Below are 24,662 nucleotides of genomic sequence, written 5' to 3' on the forward strand. Positions count from 1 at the left end.
GAGGCATAAGGGTGGCCGGGTCGCATTCGGGCAACCGTTGTGGACCGCTGCCCGTAGAAGCCTTCTGCGGCCTACTGTTGAGGAGTGCGCCTGCCGTGCCCCGCTGCGATTGGGGTATCCCCTGCTCATCGAGAGCCGGGGAAGGACTTCCAGACGCGGCTGACTTCTGGACCGAGTCCGCGTGGTGCGGGCACAGCCGGCTGTGAGAGGGACGGGAATGGAACCGACCGAGAGCGCCGCCCCGGACTCCCGGCTGCGCGCGCGCCTGCGGCGCGGGCCGGCCGCGTGGCTCAGCGGACGCGGAGCGGCACAGGAGTCACGCGAAGCAGAGGCCGCGCGCGCCACCGCCCCGAGCACCGCCGTCGAGCGACGCGAACGGGCATGGAGCACCGTCGGCGCGTACGGCACGCAGGAGACCGCCGCCGGAGCGGCCACCGGCGGCAGGGACACCGCAGGGAACGGCCCCGCCAAAGCGTCCGCGGAAGGGCGGCCCCGACGCCTCTGGCGCGGCCCCGAGAACACGGATCACGCCTCGGACGAGCGCGACCCCTGGCCGGTGCTTCCGGTGGCCATCGTGGCGACGGCCGCGGTGGTGCTCGGCGCGGGCTTCTTCCACGGCTTCACCGGACGCCACGCGCTGTTCCCCTCCGGCACCGTCGGCTGGTCCCTCGCCGTCCTCACGGGCTTCATCGTCGGCCACCTCGTCGCGCTCGGCCGCGACCGCTGGTGGGGCGGCACCGGATCGGGCGGCGCGCTCACCGTGGCCGTGCTCCTGCTGTACGGCTGGGTGCCCGCCGGCATGGTCAGCCTCACCGTCGTCGTCCTGGTCGGCGTCGCGCGCCGCCACCGCTGGCGACAGGGCGTCCTGCACGGCGCGGTCGACATCCTCGGCATCGGCGCGGGAGCGCTCGCCATGGCCGCGTTCGGCACGGCCCCGTCGGCGGAGTCGCCCTGGCTGCCCGAGACCTGGGACCTGTACTCCGCCCCCGAAGTGGCGCTCGCCGCCGTCGCCTACCTCGTCGTCACCCGCGCCCTGCTCTGGTACGTCCACGCGCCGCGCACCGGCGCCCTGCCCACGGTCACCCGCACCGCCCTGGTCAGACAGGGCCTCGTCGGCGTCGCGCTGCTCGGCATCGCCCCGCTGATCTGCGTGGTCGCGGCCTCGACGCCCGTCCTGCTGCCGCTCTTCGCGATCCCCCTCGTCGCGCTCGACTCGACGCTGTGGATCGCGCGCGCCAGGGCCGAGGAGCAGCTGCGCGACCCGCTCACCGGTCTTCCCAACCGGCAGTGGCTCCTCGAGCGGACCTGGACGGCTCTGGACGACGCCGAGCGGATCGGGGCGCGCTCCGCCCTGATGCTGATCGACATGGACCGCTTCCGTTCGGTGAACGACACGCTCGGCCATCTCGCGGGCGACCGGCTGCTGCTGCAGATCGCCGACCGGCTGCGGCTCGCCCTGCCGCGCGGTGCGGAGGCCGCGCGGCTCGGCGGTGACGAGTTCGCCGTACTGCTGCCCATCGCGGACTCCACGACGTCGGCCACCCGCGCGGCACGCGCGCTAGTCGCCGCCCTCGGCTCGCCCCTCGACCTGGACGGCCTTTCCCTGGTCCTGGAGGCCAGCGCCGGGCTCGCCGTCTTCCCCGACCACGCGATGGACGCGGAGGGGTTACTGCAGCGGGCGGACGTCGCGATGTACCAGGCCAAGCGGGACCGCACGGGCGTCGAGGTGTACGAATCCAAGCGGGACTCCAACACCCCTGACCGCCTCGGCCTGTTGGGCGACCTGCGCCGGGCGCTCGACGCGGGCGACGTGGAGCTGCACTACCAGCCGAAGGTCAAGTTCGACGGCCAGGTGGCGGGGCTCGAAGCGCTGGTGCGGTGGGTGCACCCCGAGCGCGGGAAGGTTCCGCCGGACGAGTTCATCGCCATCGCGGAGTCCTCCGGGCTCATGCCCCACCTGACGGAGTACGTCCTGGAGACGGCCCTAGGCCAGGTGGCGAAGTGGATGGCACAGGGCCTCAAGGTCCCGGTCGCGGTGAACGTCTCGCCGCGCGACGTCCACACCCCCGGCTTCGCGGGCGCGGTCGCGGCCCGGCTCGCACGGCACGGCGTCCCTCCGGGGGCGCTGCAGCTGGAGATAACGGAACACGTGCTCCTGGAGGACCCGCAGCGGGCCGCCGACACCCTGGCGGGCCTGACCGGCCACGGCGTCAAGATGTCGCTCGACGACTTCGGCACGGGGTACTCGTCCCTGGTGCATCTGCGGCGGCTTCCGGTGAGCGAACTGAAGATCGACCGGTCGTTCGTGGCGCGCCTCGCCGTCGACACCGAGGACGCGGAGATCGTCCGCTGCACGGTCGACCTCGCGCACTCCCTCGGTCTCCTCGTCGTCGCGGAGGGCGTCGAGGACGACGAGACGTGGGAGCGGTTGCGCGATCTGGGCTGCGACGCGGTCCAGGGCTGGCTCGTCGCCGCGGCGATGCCCGCCGACGAGACCACGGCCTGGCTGCGGGCGCGGGGTTCCCGCGGGTGGCGGCGCCCGGTGGACGTCGCCGCCGAGGAGGCGGAGGCGGCCCGCGCGGCAGCGGAGTCCGAGGCCCTGCAGTAGCCGCGCCCGTAGCCGTACGGGCCTTCGGCGGACAATCCGTTTCACGGGCACGGGGTGTGGCCCCATAGGATTGGGGCCACACACCACACACTCACCCCAGAGGATCGCCGCATGCCTGGCATTACGCGCGAGGAGGTCGCCCACCTCGCCCGCCTAGCACGTCTTGAGCTGAAGGACGAGGAGCTCGACCACTTCGCCGGACAGCTCGACGACATCATCGGCGCGGTCGCCCGCGTCTCCGAGGTCGCCGACCAAGACGTACCGCCGACCTCCCACCCGCTGCCGCTGACGAACGTCATGCGCGCGGACGAGGTCCGTCCGTCGCTCACCCCCGAGCAGGCGCTCTCCGGAGCCCCGGCACAAGAGCAGCAGCGTTTCAAGGTGCCGCAGATCCTGGGGGAGGACTAACCACCATGGCTGACACCAACATCATCAAGCTCACGGCCGCCGACATCGCGTCGAAGGTCGCCTCCGGCGAACTCACCGCGGTCGAGGTCACCGAAGCCCACCTGGCCCGCATCGAGGCCGTCGACGAGAAGGTGCACGCCTTCCTGCACGTCGACCGCGAGGGCGCCCTCGCGCAGGCTCGCGCCGTCGACGCCAAGCGGGAGAAGGGCGAGAAGCTCGGCCCGCTGGCCGGCGTCCCGCTCGCGCTCAAGGACATCTTCACCACCGAGGGCGTCCCGACCACGGCCGGTTCCAAGATCCTCGAGGGCTGGATCCCGCCGTACGACGCGACCGTCACGCGCAAGCTGAAGGAAGCCGACGTCGTCATCCTCGGCAAGACCAACATGGACGAGTTCGCCATGGGGTCCTCCACCGAGAACAGCGCGTACGGCCCCACCGGCAACCCGTGGGACCTCACCCGTATCCCCGGCGGCTCCGGCGGCGGCTCCTCCGCCGCCCTCGCCTCGTACGAGGCACCCCTCGCCATCGGCACGGACACCGGCGGCTCCATCCGCCAGCCCGCGGCCGTCACCGGCACGGTCGGCGTCAAGCCCACCTACGGCGGCGTCTCGCGCTACGGCATGGTCGCGTTCTCGTCCTCCCTGGACCAGGGCGGCCCCTGCGCCCGCACGGTCCTGGACGCCGCGCTCCTGCACGAGGTCATCGCCGGTCACGACGTGCTCGACTCGACGTCCATCGACGCCCCGGTCCCGTCCGTCGTCGAAGCGGCACGCAACGGCTCCGTACAGGGCATGCGCGTAGGCGTCGTCAAGCAGTTCGCGGGCGAGGGCTACCAGGCGGGTGTCGTCCAGCGCTTCCAGGAGTCCGTGGCGCTCCTGAAGGAGCTCGGCGCCGAGATCGTCGAAGTGGACTGCCCGTCCTTCGACCTGGCGCTCTCCGCGTACTACCTGATCGCGCCCTCCGAGTGCTCATCCAACCTCGCGCGCTTCGACGCCATGCGTTACGGCCTGCGCGTCGGCGACGACGGCACGAAGTCCGCCGAGGACGTCACCGCGCTGACCCGCGAGGCGGGCTTCGGCGACGAGGTCAAGCGCCGCATCATCCTGGGCACGTACGCGCTGAGCTCCGGCTACTACGACGCGTACTACGGAAGCGCCCAGAAGGTCCGCACCCTGATCACGAAGGACTTCGAGAAGGCCTTCGAGCAGGTGGACGTGATCGTCTCGCCCGCGACGCCCACCACCGCCTTCCCGATCGGCGAGCGCGCCGACGACCCGATGGCGATGTACCTCGCGGACGTGTGCACCATCCCGTCGAACATGGCGGGCAACGCCGCCATGTCGCTGCCCTGCGGCCTCGCGCCGGAGGACGGCCTGCCCGTCGGGCTGCAGATCATCGCCCCCGCCATGAAGGACGACCGTCTTTACAAGGTCGGCGCTGCCGTAGAGGCCGCCTTCGTGGAAAGGTGGGGTCACCCGCTGCTTGAGGAGGCACCGTCACTATGAGTCCGATGACTGCCAAGGCCAAGGGCTTCAAGAAGTCGAAGCCCGGCGCGTACCTGTCGATGGCCACCACCGCCTTCGGCGCGGTCTCCGTCGTCAAGCAGGCCAGGATGGCCCGCAAGGAAAACGACACGCTCCGTCTCATCGACGCCGCTGTCTCCGCCGCCGCCATCGTCACCGGCCTCGCTCTGCTCTATCGCGAGCTGAAGAAGCTCGGCGACGACGACGTCCTGCTGGGTTGAGAGGGAAAGTTTCACCGTGACTGTCACGACTGACCTGGTGTCGTACGAGGATGCCCTCGCGACGTACGACCCCGTCATGGGCCTTGAGGTCCATGTCGAGCTGGGCACCAAGACGAAGATGTTCTGCGGCTGCTCCACCGAGCTCAAGCAGGACGCCAACAGCCAGACCTGCCCGACCTGTCTCGGCCTGCCCGGCGCGCTGCCGGTCGTCAACGAGATCGGCGTCGAGTCCGCCATCAAGATCGGTCTCGCGCTGAACTGCGAGATCGCCGAGTGGTGCCGCTTCGCCCGGAAGAACTACTTCTATCCGGACATGCCGAAGAACTTCCAGACCTCCCAGTACGACGAGCCGATCGCCTTCAACGGCTATCTGGACGTCCAGCTGGAGGACGGCGAGGTCTTCCGCGTGCAGATCGAGCGCGCCCACATGGAGGAGGACACCGGCAAGTCCACCCACGTGGGCGGCGCGACGGGCCGTATCCACGGCGCATCGCACTCGCTCCTGGACTACAACCGCGCCGGCATCCCGCTCATCGAGATCGTCACCAAGCCGATCGAGGGCGCGGGCGAGCGGGCTCCCGAGGTCGCCAAGGCGTACGTCGCCGAGCTGCGCGAGGTCATCAAGGCGCTGGACGTGTCCGAGGCCCGGATGGACAAGGGCCAGATGCGCTGCGACGTGAACCTGTCCCTGCGCCCGCACGGGCGTGCGGAGTTCGGTACGCGCTCGGAGACGAAGAACGTCAACTCGCTCCGTTCCGTGGAGCGTGCGGCGCGCTACGAGATCCAGCGTCACGCGGCCGTCCTGAACGGCGGCGGAACGATCATCCAGGAGACCCGTCACTTCCACGAGGATGACGGCTCCACGACGTCGGGCCGCATCAAGGACAACGCGGAGGACTACCGGTACTTCCCGGAGCCCGACCTCGTCCCGGTGGCCCCGGCCCGTACGTGGGTCGAGGAACTGCGCTCCGGCCTCCCCGAGATGCCGCGCGTGCGCCGCAACAGGCTCCGCGAGGAGTGGGGTGTCTCGGAGCACGACATGCAGTCGATGCTGAACGCCGGTGCGGTCGACCCCATCGTCGCCACGATCGAGGCGGGCGCGGACGCGGCTGCCGCGCGCAAGTGGTGGATGGGCGAGATGGCCCGTAACGCCAACGAGACGGGCAGGGCCCTGGACGAACTGCCGGTCACCCCCGTGCAGGTCGCCCGGGTCGCCGAGCTCGTCGCCAAGGGCGACCTGAACGACAAGCTGGCGCGCCAGGTCTTCGAGGGTGTCCTCGCGGGCGAGGGCACGCCGGACGAGGTCGTCGAGAAGCGCGGCCTGAAGGTCGTCTCGGACGAGGGCGCGCTGACGGCCGCCGTCGACGAGGCGATCGCCGGCAACCCCGCGATCGCCGACAAGATCCGCAGCGGCAAGGTCGCCGCGGCGGGCGCGCTGGTCGGCGCGGTCATGAAGGCCACCCGGGGCCAGGCGGACGCGGCCCGCGTCAAGGAACTGATCCTTCAGAAGCTGGGCGTGGAGGGCTGAGGCCTTCTGCCGGTACGTGATGTGGGGCGGCGCACCTTCGGGAGCGCCGCCCCGCGTCGCGTTCCGGGCGGGGGCGCCGCGTTCGCACCCGGCCGGGGCGCTGAGCGCGGGGGCCTGAGCCGAAGCTCGGCCTGACCCGAAGCTCGGCCTGCGCACCGGCCCCGAAGCCCCAGCCAGGCATCGCCGCGGCCGTAGCCCGAGCCCGTAGCCGTAGCCGTAGCCGTAGCCGTAGCCGTAGCCCGAGCCCGTAGCCGTAGCCCGAGCCCGTAGCCGTAGCCGTAGCCGTAGCCGTAGCCGCAGCCGCAGCCGCAGCCGTAGCCGTAGCCGTAGCCGCAGCCCGAGCCCGCAGCCGCAGCCGTAGCCCGAGCCCGTAGCCGTAGCCCGTGCCGCAGCTGCAGCCCGCAGCCCGAACCCGCAGCCCCGCCCGATCAGCCGCCCCCCGCCCCACCCGAACGCCGCCCCCCCCGGCCCCGGAGCACTCCCCTGAACACCGTCACCGCCGAACTCCTCTCCGTCGGCCTCCTGCTCACTGTCCTTGCCTTCGCCGTCATACGGCCCCGGCAGTGGCCCGAGGCCGTCGTCGCGCTGCCTGCCGCGGGGGTCGTCGTGGTGCTCGGGGCCGTCTCGCCGCGGCACGCGCTCGCGGAGGTCGAGAGTCTGCTGCCCGTCGTGGGGTTCCTCGCCGCCGTGCTCGTGCTCGCGCAACTCTGCGCCGACGACGGGCTTTTCGCCGCTGCCGGGGACCTTGTCGCACGGCTCTGCGGCGGGCGGACGCGGGCGCTGCTCGGCGGGGTGTTCGGGGTGGCCGCCGCCGTCACCGCCGTGCTCAGTCTCGACGCCACCGTCGTCCTGCTCACCCCGGTCGTCTTCGCCACCGCCGCCCGCGTCGGGGCCCGGCCGCGGCCGCACGTCTACGCCACAGCGCACCTCGCCAACTCGGCGTCCCTCCTGCTGCCCGTCTCCAACCTCACCAACCTCCTCGCGCTCACCGCCAGCGGGCTGACCTTCACCCGGTTCGCGTTCCTGATGGCGTTGCCGTGGCTGGTGGCCATCGGCATCGAATACGTGGTGTTCCGGCGTTACTTCGCGGCCGACCTGGCCGCAGGCACCGAAGAGGCCAAGGAGGTGGAGCCGACCCCCGTGCCGGTCTTCACGCTGGTCGCCCTCGGCCTGACGCTCGCCGGTTTCGTCGTCACCTCGCTCGCCGGACTCGAACCCCTGTGGGCCGCCCTCGCCGGTGCCTCCGTACTCGCGGGCCGTGCGCTGCTGCGACGACGTACGAGCGTCACCGGACTCGTCCGCTCCGCGAGCCCCCTGTTCTGTCTGTTCGTGCTCGCGCTCGGCGTCGTCGTCAAGGCCGTCGTCGACAACGGTCTCGGCTCCGGGATCGAATGGCTCCTGCCGGACGGCGCGTCCCTGCCCGCGCTGCTCGCCGTCGCCGCCGTCGCCGCCGTACTCGCCAACCTGATCAACAACCTGCCCGCGATCCTCGCCCTGCTGCCCGCCGTCGCCCCCGCGGGCCCCGGCCCCGTCCTCGCCGCCCTGATCGGCGTCAACATCGGCCCGAACCTCACGTACGTCGGTTCGCTCGCCACGCTGCTGTGGCGCCGCATCCTGCACGACCACGGCACGGACGCCGACCTGCGGACGTTCACCCTGCTCGGCGCGCTGACCGTGCCCCTCACGCTCGCGGCGTCCACCGTGGCCCTCTGGGCGGGCCTCCTGCTCGGCGGCTCCTGAGCCCCGCCCGGGACAGCGGGTCCATTCGTTCACGCCTACTTCGTCCCCAAGTCTTCACAGGGAAACCAGACTTCACTACCGTCCCGGCCGAGCAGGTCAATGGATCAGCGGAGAACCATTGGCCGTCGACTGGAGGTCGTACGTGTCCCCGGAGATATCGCGCAGGCGGCTGATGGCAGTCGGCGGTGGCGCACTCGGCGCCGCCGCCGTCGGATCCTTCCTGCCGCCGTCGTTGCAGCAGGCACTGGCACAGGACCGGCCCGAACACGGAACCGGCGGGCTCGACTCGATCGAGCACGTCGTCATCCTGATGCAGGAAAACAGGTCTTTCGACCACTACTTCGGAGCCCTGCGCGGCGTACGCGGCTTCGGCGACCGCAACGCCATCAGGCTCCCCGGCGGCAAGTCCGTCTTCGAACAGCCGGACGTGCTGCGCACCGTCCTGCCCTTCCCCGTCCGCGAGGCCGCAGCGGCGCAGAAGAAGGACCTGCAGTACATCGGCGCCCTCGACCACTCCTGGAGCGGCGGCGCCAAGGCCTGGCACGACGGCTGGATGGACGGCTGGATCACCGCCAAGACCGCCGCCACGATGGCGTACTACACGCGCGAGGACATCCCTCTGCACTACGAACTCGCCGACACCTTCACCGTCTGCGACGCCTACCACTCGTCCATCCACACCTCGACGAGCCCCAACCGCAACCACCTGTGGAGCGGCAGGACGGGTTACGAGGCCAATGGCAACAGAGCCGTCGGCAACGACGCGTACGACGAGGGCAAGCACCCCGGATACGACTGGGGAACGTACGCCGAGCGGCTCGAAAAGGCGGGCGTGAGCTGGCAGACGTACACGGAGTGGGAGAACTTCACCGACAACCAGATCGAGTTCTTCACCACCTTCAAGGCCATCGCCCGCAAGGTCCTGGCCAAGACCGGCCTCACCTTCATGGAGGCCTTCTACACCAAGGTGCGCGACGCCAAGGACGACGCCGAGCGCGCGCAGCTGCTCGCCACCCTGGAGGAGGGCGTCGCGACCCTCACCAAGGCGGAGAAGTCGCTGTTCGAGCGCGGCCTGCGGCGCGTGCCCACCGGCAAGCTCGCCGAGGAGTTCGCCAAGGACGTCGCCGGCGGCAAGCTCGCCAAGGTCAGCTATCTGGTGCCGTCCGCCCTGGACTCCGAGCACCCCAGCGTCTCCTCGCCCATCCACAGCGCGACCATCGTCTACAAGGTCCTCGACGCGCTGGCCTCGCACCCCGAGGTCTGGCGGCGCACCGCCGTCTTCATCAACTACGACGAGAACGACGGGTTCTTCGACCACGTCCCGCCGCCCGTCCCGGGTGTGGACGACAAGGAGGAGCGCTGGAAGGGGCTGCCGACCGGCCTCGGTGCGCGCGTACCCATGCTCGTCGTCTCGCCCTGGACCATCGGCGGCTACGTCACCTCCGAGGTCTTCGACCACACCTCCGTCGTGCGCTTCCTGGAGAAGTGGACGGGGGTGAAGGAGCCCAACATCAGCGCCTGGCGCCGCCAGGTCACCGGCGACCTCACCGGCGCCTTCGACTTCGGACGCGGCCACCGGCAGCCCGAGGTCGAACAGCCCGGCGCCATCCCGGCGTTCAGTGGCCGCTGGGCCCCGCAGCCGCCCCTGAAGCAGTCCATGCCGGTCCAGGAGCCCGGCACGCGGCGCGCCCGCCCGCTGCCCTACCAGCCCGACGCGTATGTGAAGCCGGGCGAGAGCGATGCTCTCTCGGTGCGGCTGCGCAATGGTGGCCGCTCCAGCGCGCACTTCGCGCTCTATCCGTACGCCGGTGAGTTCAGTGCCCCGCAGCACCAGGACGTCAAGCGCGACGGCAGCTGGACCGTGCCGGTGACCAAGGACGCGTACGCCTTCACGATCACGGGGCCGAACGGCTTCCGGCGCGAGTTCGCGGGCGGCAAGGACGGCAGCGCCCAGCTCGCCTCCGCGATCACCCGCCGCGAGATCCACGTCACGCTGGCCAATCGGGGCCGCAAGGAGCTCGTCTTCACGCTCAAGCCTGTCGGATATGTGGAGGACCATCACATCAAGTCGCGGACCAGGATCGTCCGCGTCAAGGCGGGCGGCAGCCGCACGATCGCCTGGCGGACGGACGACGAGCACGGCTGGTACGACGTCGAGGTCACGGCCGCGGGCGAGCCCGCCTTCCGGCGGCGCCTGATGGGACACATCGAGAACGGACGCGCGAGCGTATCGGGCTGAAGTCCCCCGTTCGCAGGGTGAGCGAAGGGCGTGCGAGGTCCCGGTGGGGCCACGCACGCCTTTTGTGCGCTTGTGAGGAAACCCACGAACCGGACCAACGATCTCCAGGTCCTGTCAGAGTGTTCTCGGCGCACATGTCATCGCTCATGCGTTCTTTGCGGGCTGTTCAGGTCATTCAAGACAGTTCCCGACAAAGAACAATGAACCACTCCAGGGAGCCCGGTCAGTGGCAGCACTCGCACGATGGTGTGTGCAGCACCGCCTCCTCGCCGTACTGCTCTGGCTCGCCGCCCTCGGCACCGCCGCGAGCGCAGCGGCCGTGATGGGGTCCTCGTACTCGAACGACTACGAGGTGCCGGGGACCGAGTCCGGTCGTGCGACCCAGCTCCTGAACGAAGGCTTCGAAGGGCTCGGCGGCGACAGCAACACCGTCGTCTGGCAGACCGGAGCGGGCACGACGGTGAGCGCGGCCGACGTCGAGCAGACGATGATCAGCGCCCTCGACACGATCGAGGACATGCCGGCCGTCGCCTCCGTCAGCAGTCCGTACGACGAACAGGGCGCCGCGCAGATCAGTGACGACGCGCGCATCGCGTACGCCACCGTCACCTTCCACGAGCAGGCCGACGCCATCGACAAGGCGGACGCCCAGGCTTTCGTCGACACCGCGAAGGCGGCCGGGACGGACGGCCTCGACGTCGAGCTCGGCGGCAGCGCCGTCGGCCTCACCGAGTCCAAGAGCGCGCAGACCGCCGAGATCGTCGGGGTCGCCGTAGCCGCCGTCGTGCTCTTCCTCGCCTTCGGCTCGCTCGCCGCGTCGGTCCTGCCCATCGCCACGGCGCTGGTCTCGGTCGGCACGGCCTACGCGGGCATCGTGCTCCTCGGCCACCTCATGACCGTCGCCGACTTCGCCCCGATGCTCGGCACCCTGATCGGGCTCGGCGTCGGCATCGACTACGCGCTGTTCATCGTGACCAGACACCGCAAGGGCCTCAAACAGGGCCTCCCGGTGGCCGTCGCCGCCGAGCGCGCGGTCGCCACCACCGGGCGCGCGGTCGTCTTCGCGGGCGCCACCGTGTGCATCGCGCTGCTCGGCATGCTCATCCTGCGGCTCAGCTTCCTGAACGGCGTCGCGATCGCGGGCTCGCTGACCGTGCTCCTCACGGTCGCCGCGTCGGTGACCCTGCTGCCCGCACTCCTGTCCTTCATCGGGCCGCGCGCGCTCAGCCGCCGCGAGCGCCGCCGCCTCGCCGAGCACGGCCCCGCCCCCGAGCTGCCCACCGGGCTCGCCGCCCGCTGGTCCGCCTTCGTGGAGCGGCACCCCAAACTGCTCGGCGGCGTCGCCGTCGCCGTGATGGCGCTGCTCGCCCTGCCCACGCTCTCCCTGCACCTGGGCACCTCCGACCAGGGCAACAACCCGGCGACGGCCACCACACGGCAGGCCTACGACCTGCTCGCGGACGGCTTCGGGCCAGGCGTGAACGGCCCGCTCACCCTCGTCACCGACATCGAAGGCGCGGGGGACCGGCTCGCCCTCGCCAACCTCGGCCCGGTACTCGAATCGACCAAGGGTGTCGCCTCCGTCAGCCCCGTCACGTACGACGCCGACGGCACGGCCGCCTTCCTCACCGTCGTACCGGACTCCTCCCCGCAGTCCGAGCGGACCAGCGAGCTCGTCGACCGGCTGCGCGACGACGTACTCCCGCGCGCCGAGGCCGACACCTCGCTCGACCTGCACGTCGGCGGTGTCACGGCGAGCTACGACGACTTCGCGGAGATCATCGTCGGCAAGCTGCCGCTCTTCGTGGGCGTGGTCATCGGCCTCGGCTGCGTCCTGCTGCTCCTCGCCTTCCGGTCCGTCGGCATCCCGCTGAAGGCCGCCGCGATGAACGTGGCGGCGGTGGCGTCGGCCTTCGGGGTCGTCGTCGCGATCTTCCAGTGGGGCTGGGGGAGCGAGCTGCTCGGCCTGGGGGCGGCCGGGCCGATCGAACCCTTCCTGCCGGTGATCATGGTGTCCGTCCTCTTCGGGCTCTCGATGGACTACCAGGTCTTCCTGGTCAGCCGGATGTACGAGGAGTGGCTCGAGACCGGCGACAACCGGCGGGCCGTCCGCGTCGGCCTCGCCGAAACGAGCCGCGTGATCAACTCCGCGGCCGTGATCATGATTTCGGTCTTCCTCGCCTTCGTCCTGAGCGGGGACCGGGTCATCGCGATGTTCGGCATCGGCCTCGCGGCGGCGGTCGCACTCGACGCGTTCGTCCTGCGTACGTTGCTGGTGCCCGCCCTGATGCACATGCTGGGCGGCGCCAACTGGTGGCTGCCGCGCCGCCTCGACCGCTGGCTGCCGCGCATCAGCATCGAGCCGCCGGAATGTCGTTCGAATACGGCCGTCGTGAGTGCGAGGATCCGGGGACAACAGGACGGATCGAAGGAGCGGGATGTTCGCGATATCGCTGGGCGAGGGCGCTGAGCTGAGGCCGATCGAGCCGTGGCAGGCACAGGAGTTCCTCACGCATGTCGAGCGGGCGCGTGAGTACGCCGGCCCCTGGGTGCCACTGACCGCCGTGGTGACGGACCTCGAATCGGCTCGGGACCGGCTCCAGGCGTTCGCCGACAAGCAGGCAGCCGACACGGGCCGCCTGTACGGCATCTGGCTGGACGGCACGCTCGTCGGCGGGGTGCTCTTCCGGATCTTCGATACGGCGACGGAGTCCTGCGAGGTGGGCGTCTGGCTGGAGCCTTCGGCCGCCGGACGCGGCCTGGTCACCAAGGCGAGCCGGGTGCTCATCGACTGGGCGGTGTTGGAGCGCGGGATGCACCGCGTGGAGTGGATGGCGTCCACCGCGAACGAGCCCAGCATCGCCGTGGCCAAGCGGCTCGGGATGACCAAGGACGGGGTGCTGCGGGAGTGCTTTCCCTGGCAGGGGGTGCGCCACGACATGGAGGTCTGGTCGGTGCTCGCACCGGAGTGGCGCAAGGCGCGGGAGGCCCGGAGCACCGGGGAATCGGCGCGTTAAGAAAGCTCTCAGACTCCGTCCGTACGGTGCGGTGCATGGGAACTAAGACAGAGGACGAGACCGCGGCCGAGGCGGCCGCGAAGCCCGCAGAACCGGAGGCGGCTCAGCCCGCTGACGCCACGGATGCCACCAAGGTGGATGCCGTAAAGGTGGAGAAGACCGCCCCGGCTGAAGATGCCGATGACGCCGATGACGCCGACGAGCTTGTCGTGGTGGAAGAGGTCGCCGAGGCCAAGTCCAGTGGCGTGTTCCAGGGCGCCGCGGCCGTCGTCTCCGCCGCGCTCGGCCTGATCGGCCTCTCCGGCGGCTGGCTCGGTACGGTCGCCGCGGCGCGCTCGAACATCGTCGGCCAGCTGGAGACCAAGCAGTCGGCGAGCGTCGGCGATCAGATCCAGGCCTTGTACGGCGACTCCTGGCAGGTCACGGCCCTGATTGCCGGTGCCTTCGCGCTCGCCGCGCTGGTCGTCGGGTTCGTCGTGCTGGTCAGGCCCGCGTTCGGCGCGCCCGACCAGGTACAGGCACCGTGGATCAAGTCGGTGGCCTGGGCGGGTGTCGTGCTCGGTGTCATCGGCCTGCTGCTGGCCATCGCCAAGTACTCGGACCTGATCTACGGGCTGCCGTCGGCCAGTTGACGCGGACGAAGTACTCAGAACGCCGGAGGGGCCGCATCCAGGCTCCCTCCGGCGTTTTCGTGCGTCCGGAGCGGAAGCCCTAAGGCCCCCTACCGCCCGCCTAAGGCCCCCCGCCCCCTCAAGATGCGGCACTCTCCCGATGTGCCACCCCTCCCTGGCAGACGAAAGTAAGGGCAAGCCAGAAGGCAGACACCAAAAGTCAGGGAGTACCCCATGTTCGAGTACGAGATGCACCAGCTCCGCGCCGCCGACCTCACCCGTGAGGCCGACCGCCGCCACCTCCTCCGTGAGGCCCGCGAGGCCAGGGCCGCCGCCCGCCGGTCCGCCCGCCAGGAAAGCGAGGGGCGGGTGAGCACGACCCCGCGGAAGGTCCGCTTCACCCGAGCCGCCTGATGAGCACCGAGGGATCCGCCGCGGGCCCGGTCGCCGCGGGCCCGCGGATATCCGCTGCCGCGACGCCCGCACCCTGTGCGATGCTCACCGCTGTGGAGACCAGGTCCGTAAGCCCCGTGTTCGTCGGCCGCACCGATGAGCTGGGCGTTCTGAACGACGCGCTCGCCCGTGCCAAGGGGAAGACCCCCGGCACGGGCGAGCCGCAGGCGTTGCTGCTCGGCGGTGAGGCGGGCGTCGGAAAGACGCGCCTCATCGAGGAGTTCACCGCCGCGGCCCGTGCCGAAGGCGCCGTCGTCGCGCTCGGCGGCTGCGTGGAGATCGGCGCGGACGGCCTGCCCTTCGCCCCCTTCTCCAGCGCCCTGCGCTCCCTGCGCCGCCAGCTCCCCGAGGCGGTGGACGCGGCCGCCGCCGACCAGGAGGGCGAGCTCGCCCGGCTCCTGCCCGAACTCGGCGAGGCCCCGCAGCGCCGCCGGGGCACCGACGCCCAGCACGACGAGGAGGGCATGGCCCGGCTCTTCGAGCTGACGGCCCGCCTCCTGGAGCGCCTCGCCACCGACCGGCCCGTCGTCGTCGCCCTGGAGGACCTGCACTGGGCCGACGCCTCGACCCGGCACCTCCTCGCCTACCTCTTCCGCACCCTGCGCAGCGGCAGCCTCGTCATCGTCGCGACCTACCGCGCCGACGACATCCACCGCCGCCACCCGCTGCGCCCGCTCCTCGCCGAACTCGACCGGCTGCGCACGGTGCGGCGCATCGAACTCGCCCGCTTCGACAAGGGCGAGGTCGCCCGCCAGATGGCCGGGATCCTCAGCTCCGAGCCCGCGCAGTCGCTGGTGGACGACGTCTTCGACCGCTCGGACGGCAACGCCTTCTTCGTCGAGGAACTCGCGGTCGCCTCGCACGGCGCCAGCTGCGCGAGCCTCACGGACTCCCTGCGCGATCTCCTTCTCGTACGCGTCGAGGAGCTGCCCGAGGACACCCAGCGGGTGGCCAGGATCGTCGCCGAGGGCGGCTCGACCGTCGAGTATCCGCTGCTCGCGGCGGTCGCGGGGCTCGCGGAGGACGACCTGATCGAAGCCCTGCGGGCCGCCGTCGGCGCCAACATCCTGCTCCCGTCGCCCGACGGGGACGGCTACCGCTTCCGGCACTCCCTGGTGCGCGAGGCCGTCGGCGACGACCTGCTGCCCGGCGAACGCTCCCGGATCAGCCGCCGGTTCGCCACCGTCCTCGAAGCCGACCCCTCACTGGTCGCAGCCGACCAGCGCGCCGCCCGCCTCGCCAGCTACTGGTACCACGCCCACGACGCGGCGAAGGCGCTCCCCGCCGTCCTTCGCGCCTCCGTCGAGGCCCGCCGCCGCTACGCGTACTCCGAGCAACTGCGCCTCCTCGAACGGGCGATGGAGCTGTGGGACGACGCCCCCGAAGACGTACGCCTCGAACTGCGCCCCGTCGACTACGCCGAGGTCTACCCTCCGTGCGGCTGCGACCCGGCCACCACCCCGCTGCGCTACCTCGACCTCATGGCGGAGGCCGCCGTCGCCGGCCGTCTCTGCGGTGAGCGGGAACGCGCCCTGAAGATCACCAAGCGTGCGCTGCGGCTCCTGGAGGAGGAGCAGGACCCTCCCACAGGCTCTCAACACAGTTCGAGCAGGGGGGACCCCCATCGCTCCGCCTGGTTCTGGATCCAGCGCTCCCGGCTCACCTCGACGCTCGGCAGGGGCGACGGCTGGGCGGAGATCGCCACCGCGCAGGAGCTGGTCCGCGGCCTGCCGCCGTCCGAGGTGCACGCCGAGGTACTGACCAACGTCGCCTCCTGGGGCATGCTCCACAACCCCGGCGAAGAGACCCTGGCGGCGGCCCGACGAGCCGTCGAATACGCACGGATGGTCAAGGCCGAGGAGATCGAACTCAACGCCCGGCTCATCTACGGCGGCCTCCTGGTCGACGCGGGCGACGTCGAGCAGGGATTGGCGGAGATGTACGCGGTCAGGGACCGCTGCGTGGCGCCGCCCGGCCTGGTCTCCCGGATCCCGCACATCCACGTCAACCTGCCGTCCGTGCTCGAAGGCGCGGGCCGTTCCCTCGAGTCGCTGGAGGTCGGCGACCAGGGCATCGCGCTCTGCCGGAAGTACGGACTCACGGACACCGAGAGCTGGGTCCAGGTCAACAAGGCGGAGACCCTTGACTCGCTGGGCCGTTGGGACGAGGCGGTCGACGCCTCCGAGGCGGCCCGCCGCGGTGCGCTCAGCGTCAAACCACGGGCCGGCGCGGCCCTGCGCCTCGCCTGCATCGCCCTCGGCCGCGGCGACCGGGCCGAAGCAACCGCCCAACTGACCCTGGCCCGCGGTCACTACGGCACGACCCACATCCTCATGCCGCAGTACTCCCTGCCCATGGTCACCGCCGCCATCGGCATCGCGGCGGCCGACCCCGACCGCGCGGCCGGCGTCACCGCGGCGCGCGCCGAGCTCGAACAGGCCCTGGCCAACGGCTTTCCGCCCGGCACCCAGCGCTACACCTGGCCCCTGCTGCTCGCCGCCGCCACCTCGGAGGCCGATACGCGCGGCCTGCCCGCCGCCGAGCCCGGCCGGACCGAGGCCATCGACAGCATCCGCCGAGCCGCCAGGAATCTCCCCTCGCCCGTGCCGGTCTGGGCCGCCCACGAGAAGTGGGTACGCGCCGAACTCCTGCGCGCCGAGGACCGCGACACCCCCGCCGACTGGTCGGCCACGGTCACCGCGTTCGAACCCGTCGACCGCCCCTACGACCTCGCCCGCACCCGCCTGCGCCTGGCCGAGTCCCTCCTCGCGGCCTCCGGCGCGAGTGCGGGCGCCGCTGACGAAGCGGACCGCGAGCACGCCACCGTACTGCTGCGCCAGGCCCGCGAGACCGCCGAGCGCCTGCGTGCCCGGCCCCTCGCCGAAGCCGTCGCCGGACTCGCCCAGCGCGCCCGCCTCACCCTGAACGCCGACGCCACCCCGCGCGCCCACCTCGCCCCGGTCGACCCCGCAGAGGCGCTCGGTCTCACCAGCCGGGAGCGGGACGTGCTGCGCCGGGTCGCCGCGGGCCGCAGCAACCGTCAGATAGCGGAGGAGCTCTTCATCTCCCCGAAGACGGCGAGCGTCCACGTCTCCAACATCCTCGCCAAGCTGGGCGTCGCCGGCCGGGGTGAGGCCGCTGCCCTGGCCCACCGCCTGCGCCTCTTCCCCGCGGATCGCGTACAGCCAACGGGCTGACCTGCGCTTTCCTGGCGCCGAATCGTTTCCTGACCCCTCGCTTACGCTGGTAGGAGGAACCCGGCCGCCAGGAGGCGCAGTGTTCAACCTGATGGAGCTTTTCCAGCCCGGCCGCAAGCACACGGACGACGAGCAGAAGCGGCTTGAGCTGAGCCGGACCGACGTGGCCGACGGGGACCCCGGCCGCGGGCCGATAGATCTGACCTCCGGCAAGGTCGTGGTGAGGGTGCCGCAGCAGACGGAGCCGACCGACACCGGCCCCGACGTCGGCCCGGATGCCACGGAGGACGCGGAGCCCGGGCCGGGGAAGTAGCTACTTCACCTCCACCTCAAGGATCTTGTCGTCGCCCTTCTCCGGCGTCCCCCGGGAATCCGTCTCGTTCGTCACCAGCCACAGCTTGTCCCCGCCCGCCGAGACGACCGTACGCAGGCGGCCGTGCTCGCCCTTCAGGAACGACTGGGGCTCGACGGTGCCGTCCACGCCCCGGACCGGAATGCGCCACAGGCGCTCGCCGCGCAGGCCCGCCATCCAGATCGAGCCCTCGGCGTACGCGATGCCGCTGGGGGAGGCCTCCGAGGTCTTCCACTGGGCCACCGGGTCGTGGAAGCCGTCCTTGTCGCCCTTGCCCTCCACCTCGGGCCAGCCGTAGTTGTCCCCGGCCTTGATCTCGTTCAGCTCGTCCCACGTGTCCTGGCCGAACTCCGCCGCCCAGAGCCGCTTGTCCTCGTCCCAGGCAAGGCCCTGCACATTGCGGTGGCCGTACGAATAGACGGGGGAGTCGCCGAAGGGGTTGCCGGGGGCCGGGTCGCCGTCCGGGGTCAGGCGCAGGATCTTGCCGCCAAGCGACTTCTTGTCCTGGGCGAGGCCCGTGTCGCCGGTCTCGCCCGTGCCCGCGTACAGCATCTTGTCCGGGCCGAAGGCGATCCGGCCGCCGTTGTGGACCACGCCCTTGGGGATGCCCTTGAAGACCGTGTCGGGTGCGCCGAGCTGCTCACCGGACGGCTTCTTCTCGTCGTACAGCATGCGGGCGACGCGGTTGTCCGACTCGGTGGTGAAGTACGCGTAGACCATGTGATCCGAGGCGTACGAAGGGGAGAGCGCGAGGCCCATCAGGCCGCCCTCACCGGCCGGGAAGGCGCCGGGGACCGAGCCGAGCTCCGTCTTCTTGCCCGTCTCGCCGTCGACGCGGGTGATCGTGCCCTCGTCGCGTGAGGACACCAGCAGGTCGCCGCCGGGGAGCGGTGCGAGGCCCCACGGTGACTTCAGATCCTCGGTGAGGGTCTTGGTGACCTTCGCGGACCCCTTCTCCGGAGGCGCCTCACCGGCGCGCGGCTTCCCCGACGAGTTCTCGCCGGAGCCGGACGCCGCGGGGCTCGACTCGGCGCTCTTTCCGTTGTCCGGCGCGTCATCGCCCCCGGACGAACAACCGGCCGTGAGTACCAGGGCGGCGGCCAATGCGGCCGTGACAGCGGGTCGTTGCACGATCAGGTTCCCTTCGACGCAGCGCTTCTACTGTTCATACACCGCTGGGTCCCCAGAGGTTCCCACCCCCGCTCCGCGGAATCGCCGACGTCAGTCCCACGACCCCATCGCCGACGGCAGCGCCGCGATCCGGGCCAGGTCCTCCCCGGTGAGCCGCACCCCGGCCGCCCCCGCGTTCTGCACCGCCCAGCGCTCCCGCTTGGCCCCCGGGACCGGCACCACATGGCGGCCCTGCGCGAGCACCCACGCGATGGCCACCTGCGCCGGCGTCGCCCCGTGCCGCTCGGCCACCTGGCGAAGCCCCACCAGGAGCGGCTGGTTGGCCGCCATCATCTCGGCGGTGAAACGCGGATGGCGGGCGCGCACATCGTCCGGCTCGAAGCCCTGCCCCGGCGTCAGCGTCCCCGTGAGGAAACCGTTCCCCAGCGGCATCGCCGCCAGGAAGCCCACCCCGCGCGACGCGCACCACGGCAGCAGTGTCTCCAGCGCCTCCCGCGACCACACCGAGAGCTCGGCCTCCACCGCGCTGACCGGGAAGACCTGCTGGACCCGCTCCAGCTGCCGGATCGTCCCCTCGTGCAGCCCCCTGCCCTCACGCCGCGAGGCGCGGGCCCCCACCGCGCACAGCCCGAGCGCCCGCACCTTCCCCGCGGCGACGAGCTCGGCCATCGCGCCCCAGGTCTCCTCGACGGGCACCTCGGGATCGGCGCGGTGCAGCTGGTACAGGTCGATCGTCTCGGTCTGCAGCCGCCGCAGCGACGCGTCACAGGCCCGCTTCACATAGCCGGGGCGGCCGTTGGCGACGATGTGCTGCTCGCCCACCAGAAGCCCGCACTTGGTCGACACGAAGGCCTCGCCCGGCCGCTCCTTCAGTGCCCGCCCCACGAGCAGCTCATTGGTGAACGGCCCGTACATGTCCGCCGTATCGAGGAGGGTCGTGCCCTGGTCGAGCGCGGCGTGCACGGTGCGCAACGACTCCTCGCCCCGCTGCCGGGAGCCGGTGTACGCCCAGCTCATCGGCATGCAGCCGAGTCCGACCGCCCCCACCTCGAGCGCTGTCGCGCCGATCGTCCTGCGGTCCACCTGGCCGTGCCCTCCCACCTCATGTCCGAGCGGCCCCCAACGTAACCTCTGCCGCCCCCCACGCTGCGCGGGGCCTGCGCGCATTAGCCTCCTGACCATGACGACAGATGTATGGCTCCCCTATGCCGCGGACGAGATCGACGGCCTGCCCGATGCGGCCCGCTCCGGCTTCAACTACCGTTTGTGGGACGGCGGCCCGGACTTCCCCGCGGACCCGGCCGACTGCGCGTTCTACGTGGTGCCCTATATGAAGGGCTCCGAGACCTCCGTACGTCCGCTGCCGAAGATGGCATCCCTGCGTGCCGTGCAGACGCTCACCGCGGGCATCGACCAGATGGACTCCGGGCTCAAGTACCTCGCTCCCGGCGTGCAGTTGTGCAACGCCAAGGGTGTGCACGAGGCGAGCACCGCCGAGCTCGCGCTCACCCTGGTCCTCGCGTCCCTGCGCGGCATCCCCCGGTTCGTGGAAGGGCAGCGGCAGGAGGACTGGCGGTCCGGGTTCTATCCGGCGCTCGCCGACAAGTCGGTCCTGATCGTGGGCTACGGATCGATCGGTTCCGCCATCGAGGACCGGCTCGTCCCCTTCGAGTGCGCGCGGGTGGCGCGCGTCGCGCGCTCCGCACGTGCCACGGAGCGCGGCCCCGTGCACCCGCTCGCCGAACTGCCGGCGTTGCTGCCCGAAGCCGACGTGGTCATCCTCTCCACGCCCCTCACCGACACCTCCCGTGGCCTGGTGAGCGCCGACTTCCTGGCCCGTATGAAGGACGGCGCCCTGCTCGTGAACGTCGCGCGCGGCCCCGTGGTCGACACCCAGGCGCTCCTCGCCGAACTGGCGAGCGGACGGATCACCGCCGCTCTCGACGTCACCGATCCGGAACCGCTCCCCACCGGCCACCCCCTGTGGCACGCTCCTGGAGTGCTCATCAGCCCGCACGTGGGCGGATCGACCTCTGCCTTCCTGCCCCGCGCCAAGCGCCTCGTCGCCGCGCAGCTCACCCGGTACGCGGCAGGGGAACCCCTGGGGAACGTTGTCCTGACAACCAAGTAGCGCACCAAGTCGCGTTCGTCCAGGGATCGTTCGAGCACGCTCCGCACTCGAACGGGTGCACCCCGTGTCCACACGCCCGTCGACGGTCACGGAGCGTAGAGGAACTATGTCCCTGAGTGACGAGACTGGTGTATCGTCCCGACAGGGGCTGCGCCGTGGACAGTTCGGCGCGGGGGACGAGACATCAGACGCGAGGGGGGCGACGGGCGATGCACGGCCAATGGGCGAACGATCCGACGCGGCGAGGCCGCCGGTGGCGACTCTCACGCACACTGGCCCGCTGTCGGAAGCACGGCGCACACACAGACCACGTCCCGGGGCCGAGCGGTCACGGGAGGCAGAGGGACACGGGGGCGGCGCGGACCAGGGCGGCCCGGTGAGCACCCGCCCGTCAACCGCCACCGTCCTGGAGGGCGGCGGAGGACTGACGGCGCCGATTCCACCAGGATCGCCACTGACCCGGCGCCCCGTCTCCGGCGCCGGTGCGGGTCTGTTCTCGCAGCTCGCACTCCTGGTGGTCTGCGGCGGGTACGCGACCGGGGCGGCGCTCGGCTGGGGTTCGACCCGAGCCGCCCTGATCATGGGCGACTTCGGCCTGAGCATCGCAGCGGCGGCCGCCGCCGTCTCCTGCTTCCGCTACTCCCGCACGCGCCGCAGCCGTTTTCGACCCGCATGGCTGCTGTTCGCGCTCTCCTCCGCCATGGCCTCCCTGGGCAACGGCGTATGGGGCTGGTACGAGGTCGTGCTCGACCGGCCGGTCCCGAGCCCCGGCCTCGCCGACCTGTTCTTCCTCTGTTTCGCGCCGCCCGCCATCATCGGCCTCCTCGTGCTCGCCAAACGCCCGGTGACCAGGGCCGGTTGGGTCTGCCTCGCGCTCGATGCCTGGCTGATCGGCGGCTCGCTGCTCACGCTCTCCTGGAGCCTGGCGCTCGCGCACACCGCGCAGTTCGAGGGCCAGAGCGTCGAGCACGCCGCGCTCACGCTCGCCTATCCGCTGCTCGACATCGCGCTGGTCAGCATGGTCCTCGCGCTGCACTTCAGGCGGTCATCCGCCAACCGCACGGCGGTGAACACCGCGATCGGCGCCCTCGCGCTCACCGTCATGTGCGACGCGATCTTCACCTCCCCGCTGCTGCACGCCAGTTACCGCTCGGGGCAGATGCTGGACGCGGGCTGGTTCGCCGGATCACTGCTCCTCGCGTACGCGCCCTGGGCGGTCCCCTGGCACAAGCAGGCGGACGACGCCCCCCGCGCGCGCGGGGAGCGCGAAGGCGTCCCCAAGGGCGCGCGGGCCGCCGTCACCAGGCCGATCGCCGGCTCGCTGGCAGCGCTCACCCCGTATCTGGCCGCCGCCGTCTGCACACTGGGGATTCTCTACAACGTCCTCAGCGGCCGCAGCGTCGACGAAGTCGTGCTCTTCACCGCGGGCACCGTCGTGCTCGCCCTGGTCGTGCGCCAGGGCATCATGCTCCTGGACAACATCACCCTCACCCAGGAACTGGCGCAGAAGGAGAACCACTTCCGCTCCCTGGTGCAGGGATCGAGCGACGTCATCATGATCGCCGCCCCGAACGGCATACTCCACTACGTCAGCCCGGCCGCCCTCGGGGTCTACGGCCGGGAGGCCGACGACCTCGTAGGCTCCGAGCTCGCCTCGCTCATGCACCCCGAAGACCTGGGACGCGTGGTCCACGAAGTCCGCAGATTCCTCGCCGCGAGCCCCGTCGAGGAGCCCACGACCCGCATCGAGTGCCGCTTCAAGTCAGGCAGCGGCGACTGGCTGAACGTGGAGTCCACGGTCAACCGCCACCAGGGCGGCCTCATCTTCAACAGCCGCGACGTCACCGAACGGGTCCGCCTCCAGGCGCAGTTGCAGCACAACGCCGAGCACGACCCGCTCACCGACCTGCCCAACCGCGCCCTGTTCACCCGCCGGGTCGGCCAGGCGCTCAACGGCCGCAGAGTCACCGACCGGGGCACAGCCGTGCTCTTCATCGACCTGGACGGCTTCAAGGCGGTCAACGACACCATCGGCCACCAGGCGGGGGACGAGCTCCTCATCCAGGCGGCCCGCCGCCTTCAGGAGGCCGTCAGGTCCGGGGACTGCGCGGCCCGGCTTGGCGGCGACGAGTTCGCCGCGCTCATCGTGGGTGACGGCACCCGCGACCAGGCCGCACGCGAGCAGCACATCTACGAACTCGCCGACCGCCTCAGAATCACCCTCTCCCAGCCCTACGCGATCGGCGGCAACGACGTGCGCGTGGCGGCGTCCATCGGCGTGGCCTTCGCCGAACCGGGCATCGGCGCGGGCGAGTTGCTGCGCAACGCCGACCTCGCGATGTACCGCGCCAAGGCCGCGGGCAAGGGCCGCGTCGAGCTCTACGCCCCGCAGATGCAGGCCGACGTCGTACGCAAGGCGGAGCTGGCGACCCGGCTGCGCACCGCGCTGCACGAGGGCGAGTTCGCGCTGCTCCACCAGCCCGTGGTCTCCCTGGCCGACGGACGCATCACCTCCGTCGCCGCCCAGGCGCGCTGGCGCTCGGCCCAGGGCATCCTCTTCACGCCCGCCGAGTTCCTGCGCGTCGCCGACACCTCGGACGGCCAGGAGGGCGCCCGCACCGCGGAGCTGGGCCGCTGGATGTTCGAAGAGGCCGTCCAGCAGGCCGCCGAACGCGGTCGCACGGGCCACGCCGTGCCCGTAGGCATCCGGATGAGCGCCCGGCGCCTCCTGGACCGCTCGCTGCCGCTCGGCTCCATCGAAGCCCTTCTGACGCGCCACGGACTTCCCTCCGGAGCGCTGATCATCGAGCTCGCGGACATCGACCCCCGGGTCCCCCTTGAGGAACTGGAGCGGCGGCTGACCTCCCTGCGCAGGCTCGGCGTACGCGTCGCCCTGGACGGCTTCGGCAGTGGCTACGCGGCCATCACCGCACTGCGCCGGCTCCCCGTCGACGTACTGAAACTGGACCGCAGTCTCATCGAGGGCGTCGTCGAGTCCGCGCGCCTGCACAAGATCACCACCGGTCTGCTGCGCATCGCGAGCGATCTGGGCCTGCGCTCCGTGGCCGACGGCGTCGATCTGCCGGAGCAGGTCACCGCCCTGCGCGCGATGGGCTGCACGCACGGACAGGGCATGGCGTTCTCCGGGCCGCTCGACGAGTACCGGCTGCGGCGCGCGCTGTCGCTCGGGCATTTTCCGGTGCCGCACGGGCCGGTGGAGCCTGTCTTCGCGGGCGCTCCTCCGGTGTCCTTCGGGGGAGGTGTCGAGTCCTATGTCCGTTCACATAATGAGACCCCCGTCCCACCTACTTGACAGGCACAGTGCGCCAAGGAGAAGGTCAATGCCATGCGCACCCGAATTCTCGTACTTGGAAAGCGCGTCGGCTGAAGCTGGGACTCACCGGTCCGAACACCGGAATCCCTGCACCCGCTCCGACGCGCTCCCCTCGCTTGCCTCACGGCACGAGGGGTTTTTTGTTGCACCGGCACCTGCCAAACCCCCG

General features: G+C 71.3%; 17 protein-coding genes. 15 read left to right on the top strand and 2 right to left on the bottom strand.

From position 1 onward, the window contains the following. Positions 1-556 precede the first annotated feature (556 nt). From ACGFX9_RS17325 to ACGFX9_RS17385, 13 genes are all read left to right on the top strand, one after another. A complete protein-coding gene (locus ACGFX9_RS17325; RefSeq protein WP_393472505.1) occupies positions 557-2,608 on the top strand; it encodes a putative bifunctional diguanylate cyclase/phosphodiesterase in 2,052 nt (683 codons plus the stop codon). 111 nt (positions 2,609-2,719) lie between these two features. Further along, positions 2,720-3,016 (top strand): Asp-tRNA(Asn)/Glu-tRNA(Gln) amidotransferase subunit GatC, encoded by a 297-nt coding sequence (gene gatC, locus ACGFX9_RS17330; protein ID WP_016642027.1) that lies wholly within the window; start codon positions 2,720-2,722, stop codon positions 3,014-3,016. Between the two features lie 5 nt (positions 3,017-3,021). After that, on the top strand, positions 3,022-4,521 hold the full coding sequence (gene gatA / locus ACGFX9_RS17335) for an Asp-tRNA(Asn)/Glu-tRNA(Gln) amidotransferase subunit GatA (protein ID WP_393471867.1): 1,500 nt from the start codon (positions 3,022-3,024) through the stop codon (positions 4,519-4,521). Then, positions 4,518-4,760, top strand: a complete 243-nt coding sequence (locus ACGFX9_RS17340) for a hypothetical protein (RefSeq protein ID WP_393471869.1) — start codon at positions 4,518-4,520, stop codon at positions 4,758-4,760. The genes gatA and ACGFX9_RS17340 overlap by 4 nt, the downstream gene beginning before the upstream one ends. 16 nt (positions 4,761-4,776) lie before the next feature. Then, entirely contained in the window at positions 4,777-6,288 is a 1,512-nt protein-coding gene (gatB, locus tag ACGFX9_RS17345; RefSeq protein ID WP_393471871.1) for an Asp-tRNA(Asn)/Glu-tRNA(Gln) amidotransferase subunit GatB, read from the top strand. Positions 6,289-6,771: 483 nt separating this feature from the next. Continuing rightward, complete coding sequence (locus ACGFX9_RS17350) at positions 6,772-8,028, top strand: SLC13 family permease (protein ID WP_393472508.1); 1,257 nt, start codon at positions 6,772-6,774, stop codon at positions 8,026-8,028. Between the two features lie 142 nt (positions 8,029-8,170). Next, positions 8,171-10,267, top strand: a complete 2,097-nt coding sequence (locus tag ACGFX9_RS17355) for a phosphocholine-specific phospholipase C (protein WP_393471874.1) — start codon at positions 8,171-8,173, stop codon at positions 10,265-10,267. A 226-nt stretch (positions 10,268-10,493) separates the two neighbouring features. Beyond that, positions 10,494-12,737, top strand: coding sequence for an MMPL family transporter (locus tag ACGFX9_RS17360; RefSeq protein WP_393471876.1), 2,244 nt, complete (start codon positions 10,494-10,496; stop codon positions 12,735-12,737). Then, complete coding sequence (locus ACGFX9_RS17365; protein ID WP_393471879.1) at positions 12,706-13,284, top strand: GNAT family N-acetyltransferase; 579 nt, start codon at positions 12,706-12,708, stop codon at positions 13,282-13,284. Before ACGFX9_RS17360 ends, ACGFX9_RS17365 begins: the two co-directional genes overlap by 32 nt. A 35-nt stretch (positions 13,285-13,319) precedes the next feature. Then, on the top strand, positions 13,320-13,916 hold the full coding sequence (locus ACGFX9_RS17370; RefSeq protein ID WP_393471882.1) for a hypothetical protein: 597 nt from the start codon (positions 13,320-13,322) through the stop codon (positions 13,914-13,916). Between the two features lie 213 nt (positions 13,917-14,129). Further along, positions 14,130-14,309: a hypothetical protein gene (locus tag ACGFX9_RS17375; RefSeq protein ID WP_393471884.1), complete on the top strand. Its 180-nt coding sequence runs from the start codon at positions 14,130-14,132 to the stop codon at positions 14,307-14,309. Next, positions 14,309-17,545, top strand: coding sequence for an AAA family ATPase (locus tag ACGFX9_RS17380; RefSeq protein ID WP_393471887.1), 3,237 nt, complete (start codon positions 14,309-14,311; stop codon positions 17,543-17,545). The genes ACGFX9_RS17375 and ACGFX9_RS17380 overlap by 1 nt, the downstream gene beginning before the upstream one ends. A 79-nt stretch (positions 17,546-17,624) precedes the next feature. Then, positions 17,625-17,858: a DUF6191 domain-containing protein gene (locus tag ACGFX9_RS17385; protein ID WP_393471889.1), complete on the top strand. Its 234-nt coding sequence runs from the start codon at positions 17,625-17,627 to the stop codon at positions 17,856-17,858. Here the strand turns inward: ACGFX9_RS17385 and ACGFX9_RS17390 are convergent, their stop codons facing one another. Beyond that, positions 17,859-19,034: a PQQ-dependent sugar dehydrogenase gene (locus tag ACGFX9_RS17390; protein ID WP_393472511.1), complete on the bottom strand. Its 1,176-nt coding sequence runs from the start codon at positions 19,032-19,034 to the stop codon at positions 17,859-17,861. It abuts the gene before it with no gap. Between the two features lie 84 nt (positions 19,035-19,118). Continuing rightward, positions 19,119-20,111: an aldo/keto reductase gene (locus tag ACGFX9_RS17395; protein WP_393471892.1), complete on the bottom strand. Its 993-nt coding sequence runs from the start codon at positions 20,109-20,111 to the stop codon at positions 19,119-19,121. Positions 20,112-20,208: 97 nt separating this feature from the next. Here ACGFX9_RS17395 and ACGFX9_RS17400 point away from each other — a divergent pair, with 97 nt between their 5' ends. Beyond that, entirely contained in the window at positions 20,209-21,159 is a 951-nt protein-coding gene (locus ACGFX9_RS17400; RefSeq protein ID WP_393471895.1) for a 2-hydroxyacid dehydrogenase, read from the top strand. A 376-nt stretch (positions 21,160-21,535) separates the two neighbouring features. Further along, positions 21,536-24,472 (top strand): putative bifunctional diguanylate cyclase/phosphodiesterase, encoded by a 2,937-nt coding sequence (locus ACGFX9_RS17405; protein WP_393471898.1) that lies wholly within the window; start codon positions 21,536-21,538, stop codon positions 24,470-24,472. Positions 24,473-24,662: the final 190 nt, after the last annotated feature.

Source organism: Streptomyces sp. NPDC048436 (assembly GCF_043200355.1).
GTDB lineage: Bacteria > Actinomycetota > Actinomycetes > Streptomycetales > Streptomycetaceae > Streptomyces.

Coding starts and splice junctions, on each gene's coding strand:
- ACGFX9_RS17340 (WP_393471869.1), top strand. CDS start 4,518: ATGAGTCCGATGACTGCCAAGGCCAAGGGCTTCAAGAAGTCGAAGCCC.
- ACGFX9_RS17370 (WP_393471882.1), top strand. CDS start 13,320: ATGGGAACTAAGACAGAGGACGAGACCGCGGCCGAGGCGGCCGCGAAG.
- ACGFX9_RS17365 (WP_393471879.1), top strand. CDS start 12,706: ATGTTCGCGATATCGCTGGGCGAGGGCGCTGAGCTGAGGCCGATCGAG.
- ACGFX9_RS17375 (WP_393471884.1), top strand. CDS start 14,130: ATGTTCGAGTACGAGATGCACCAGCTCCGCGCCGCCGACCTCACCCGT.
- ACGFX9_RS17400 (WP_393471895.1), top strand. CDS start 20,209: ATGACGACAGATGTATGGCTCCCCTATGCCGCGGACGAGATCGACGGC.
- gatC (WP_016642027.1), top strand. CDS start 2,720: ATGCCTGGCATTACGCGCGAGGAGGTCGCCCACCTCGCCCGCCTAGCA.
- gatA (WP_393471867.1), top strand. CDS start 3,022: ATGGCTGACACCAACATCATCAAGCTCACGGCCGCCGACATCGCGTCG.
- ACGFX9_RS17380 (WP_393471887.1), top strand. CDS start 14,309: ATGAGCACCGAGGGATCCGCCGCGGGCCCGGTCGCCGCGGGCCCGCGG.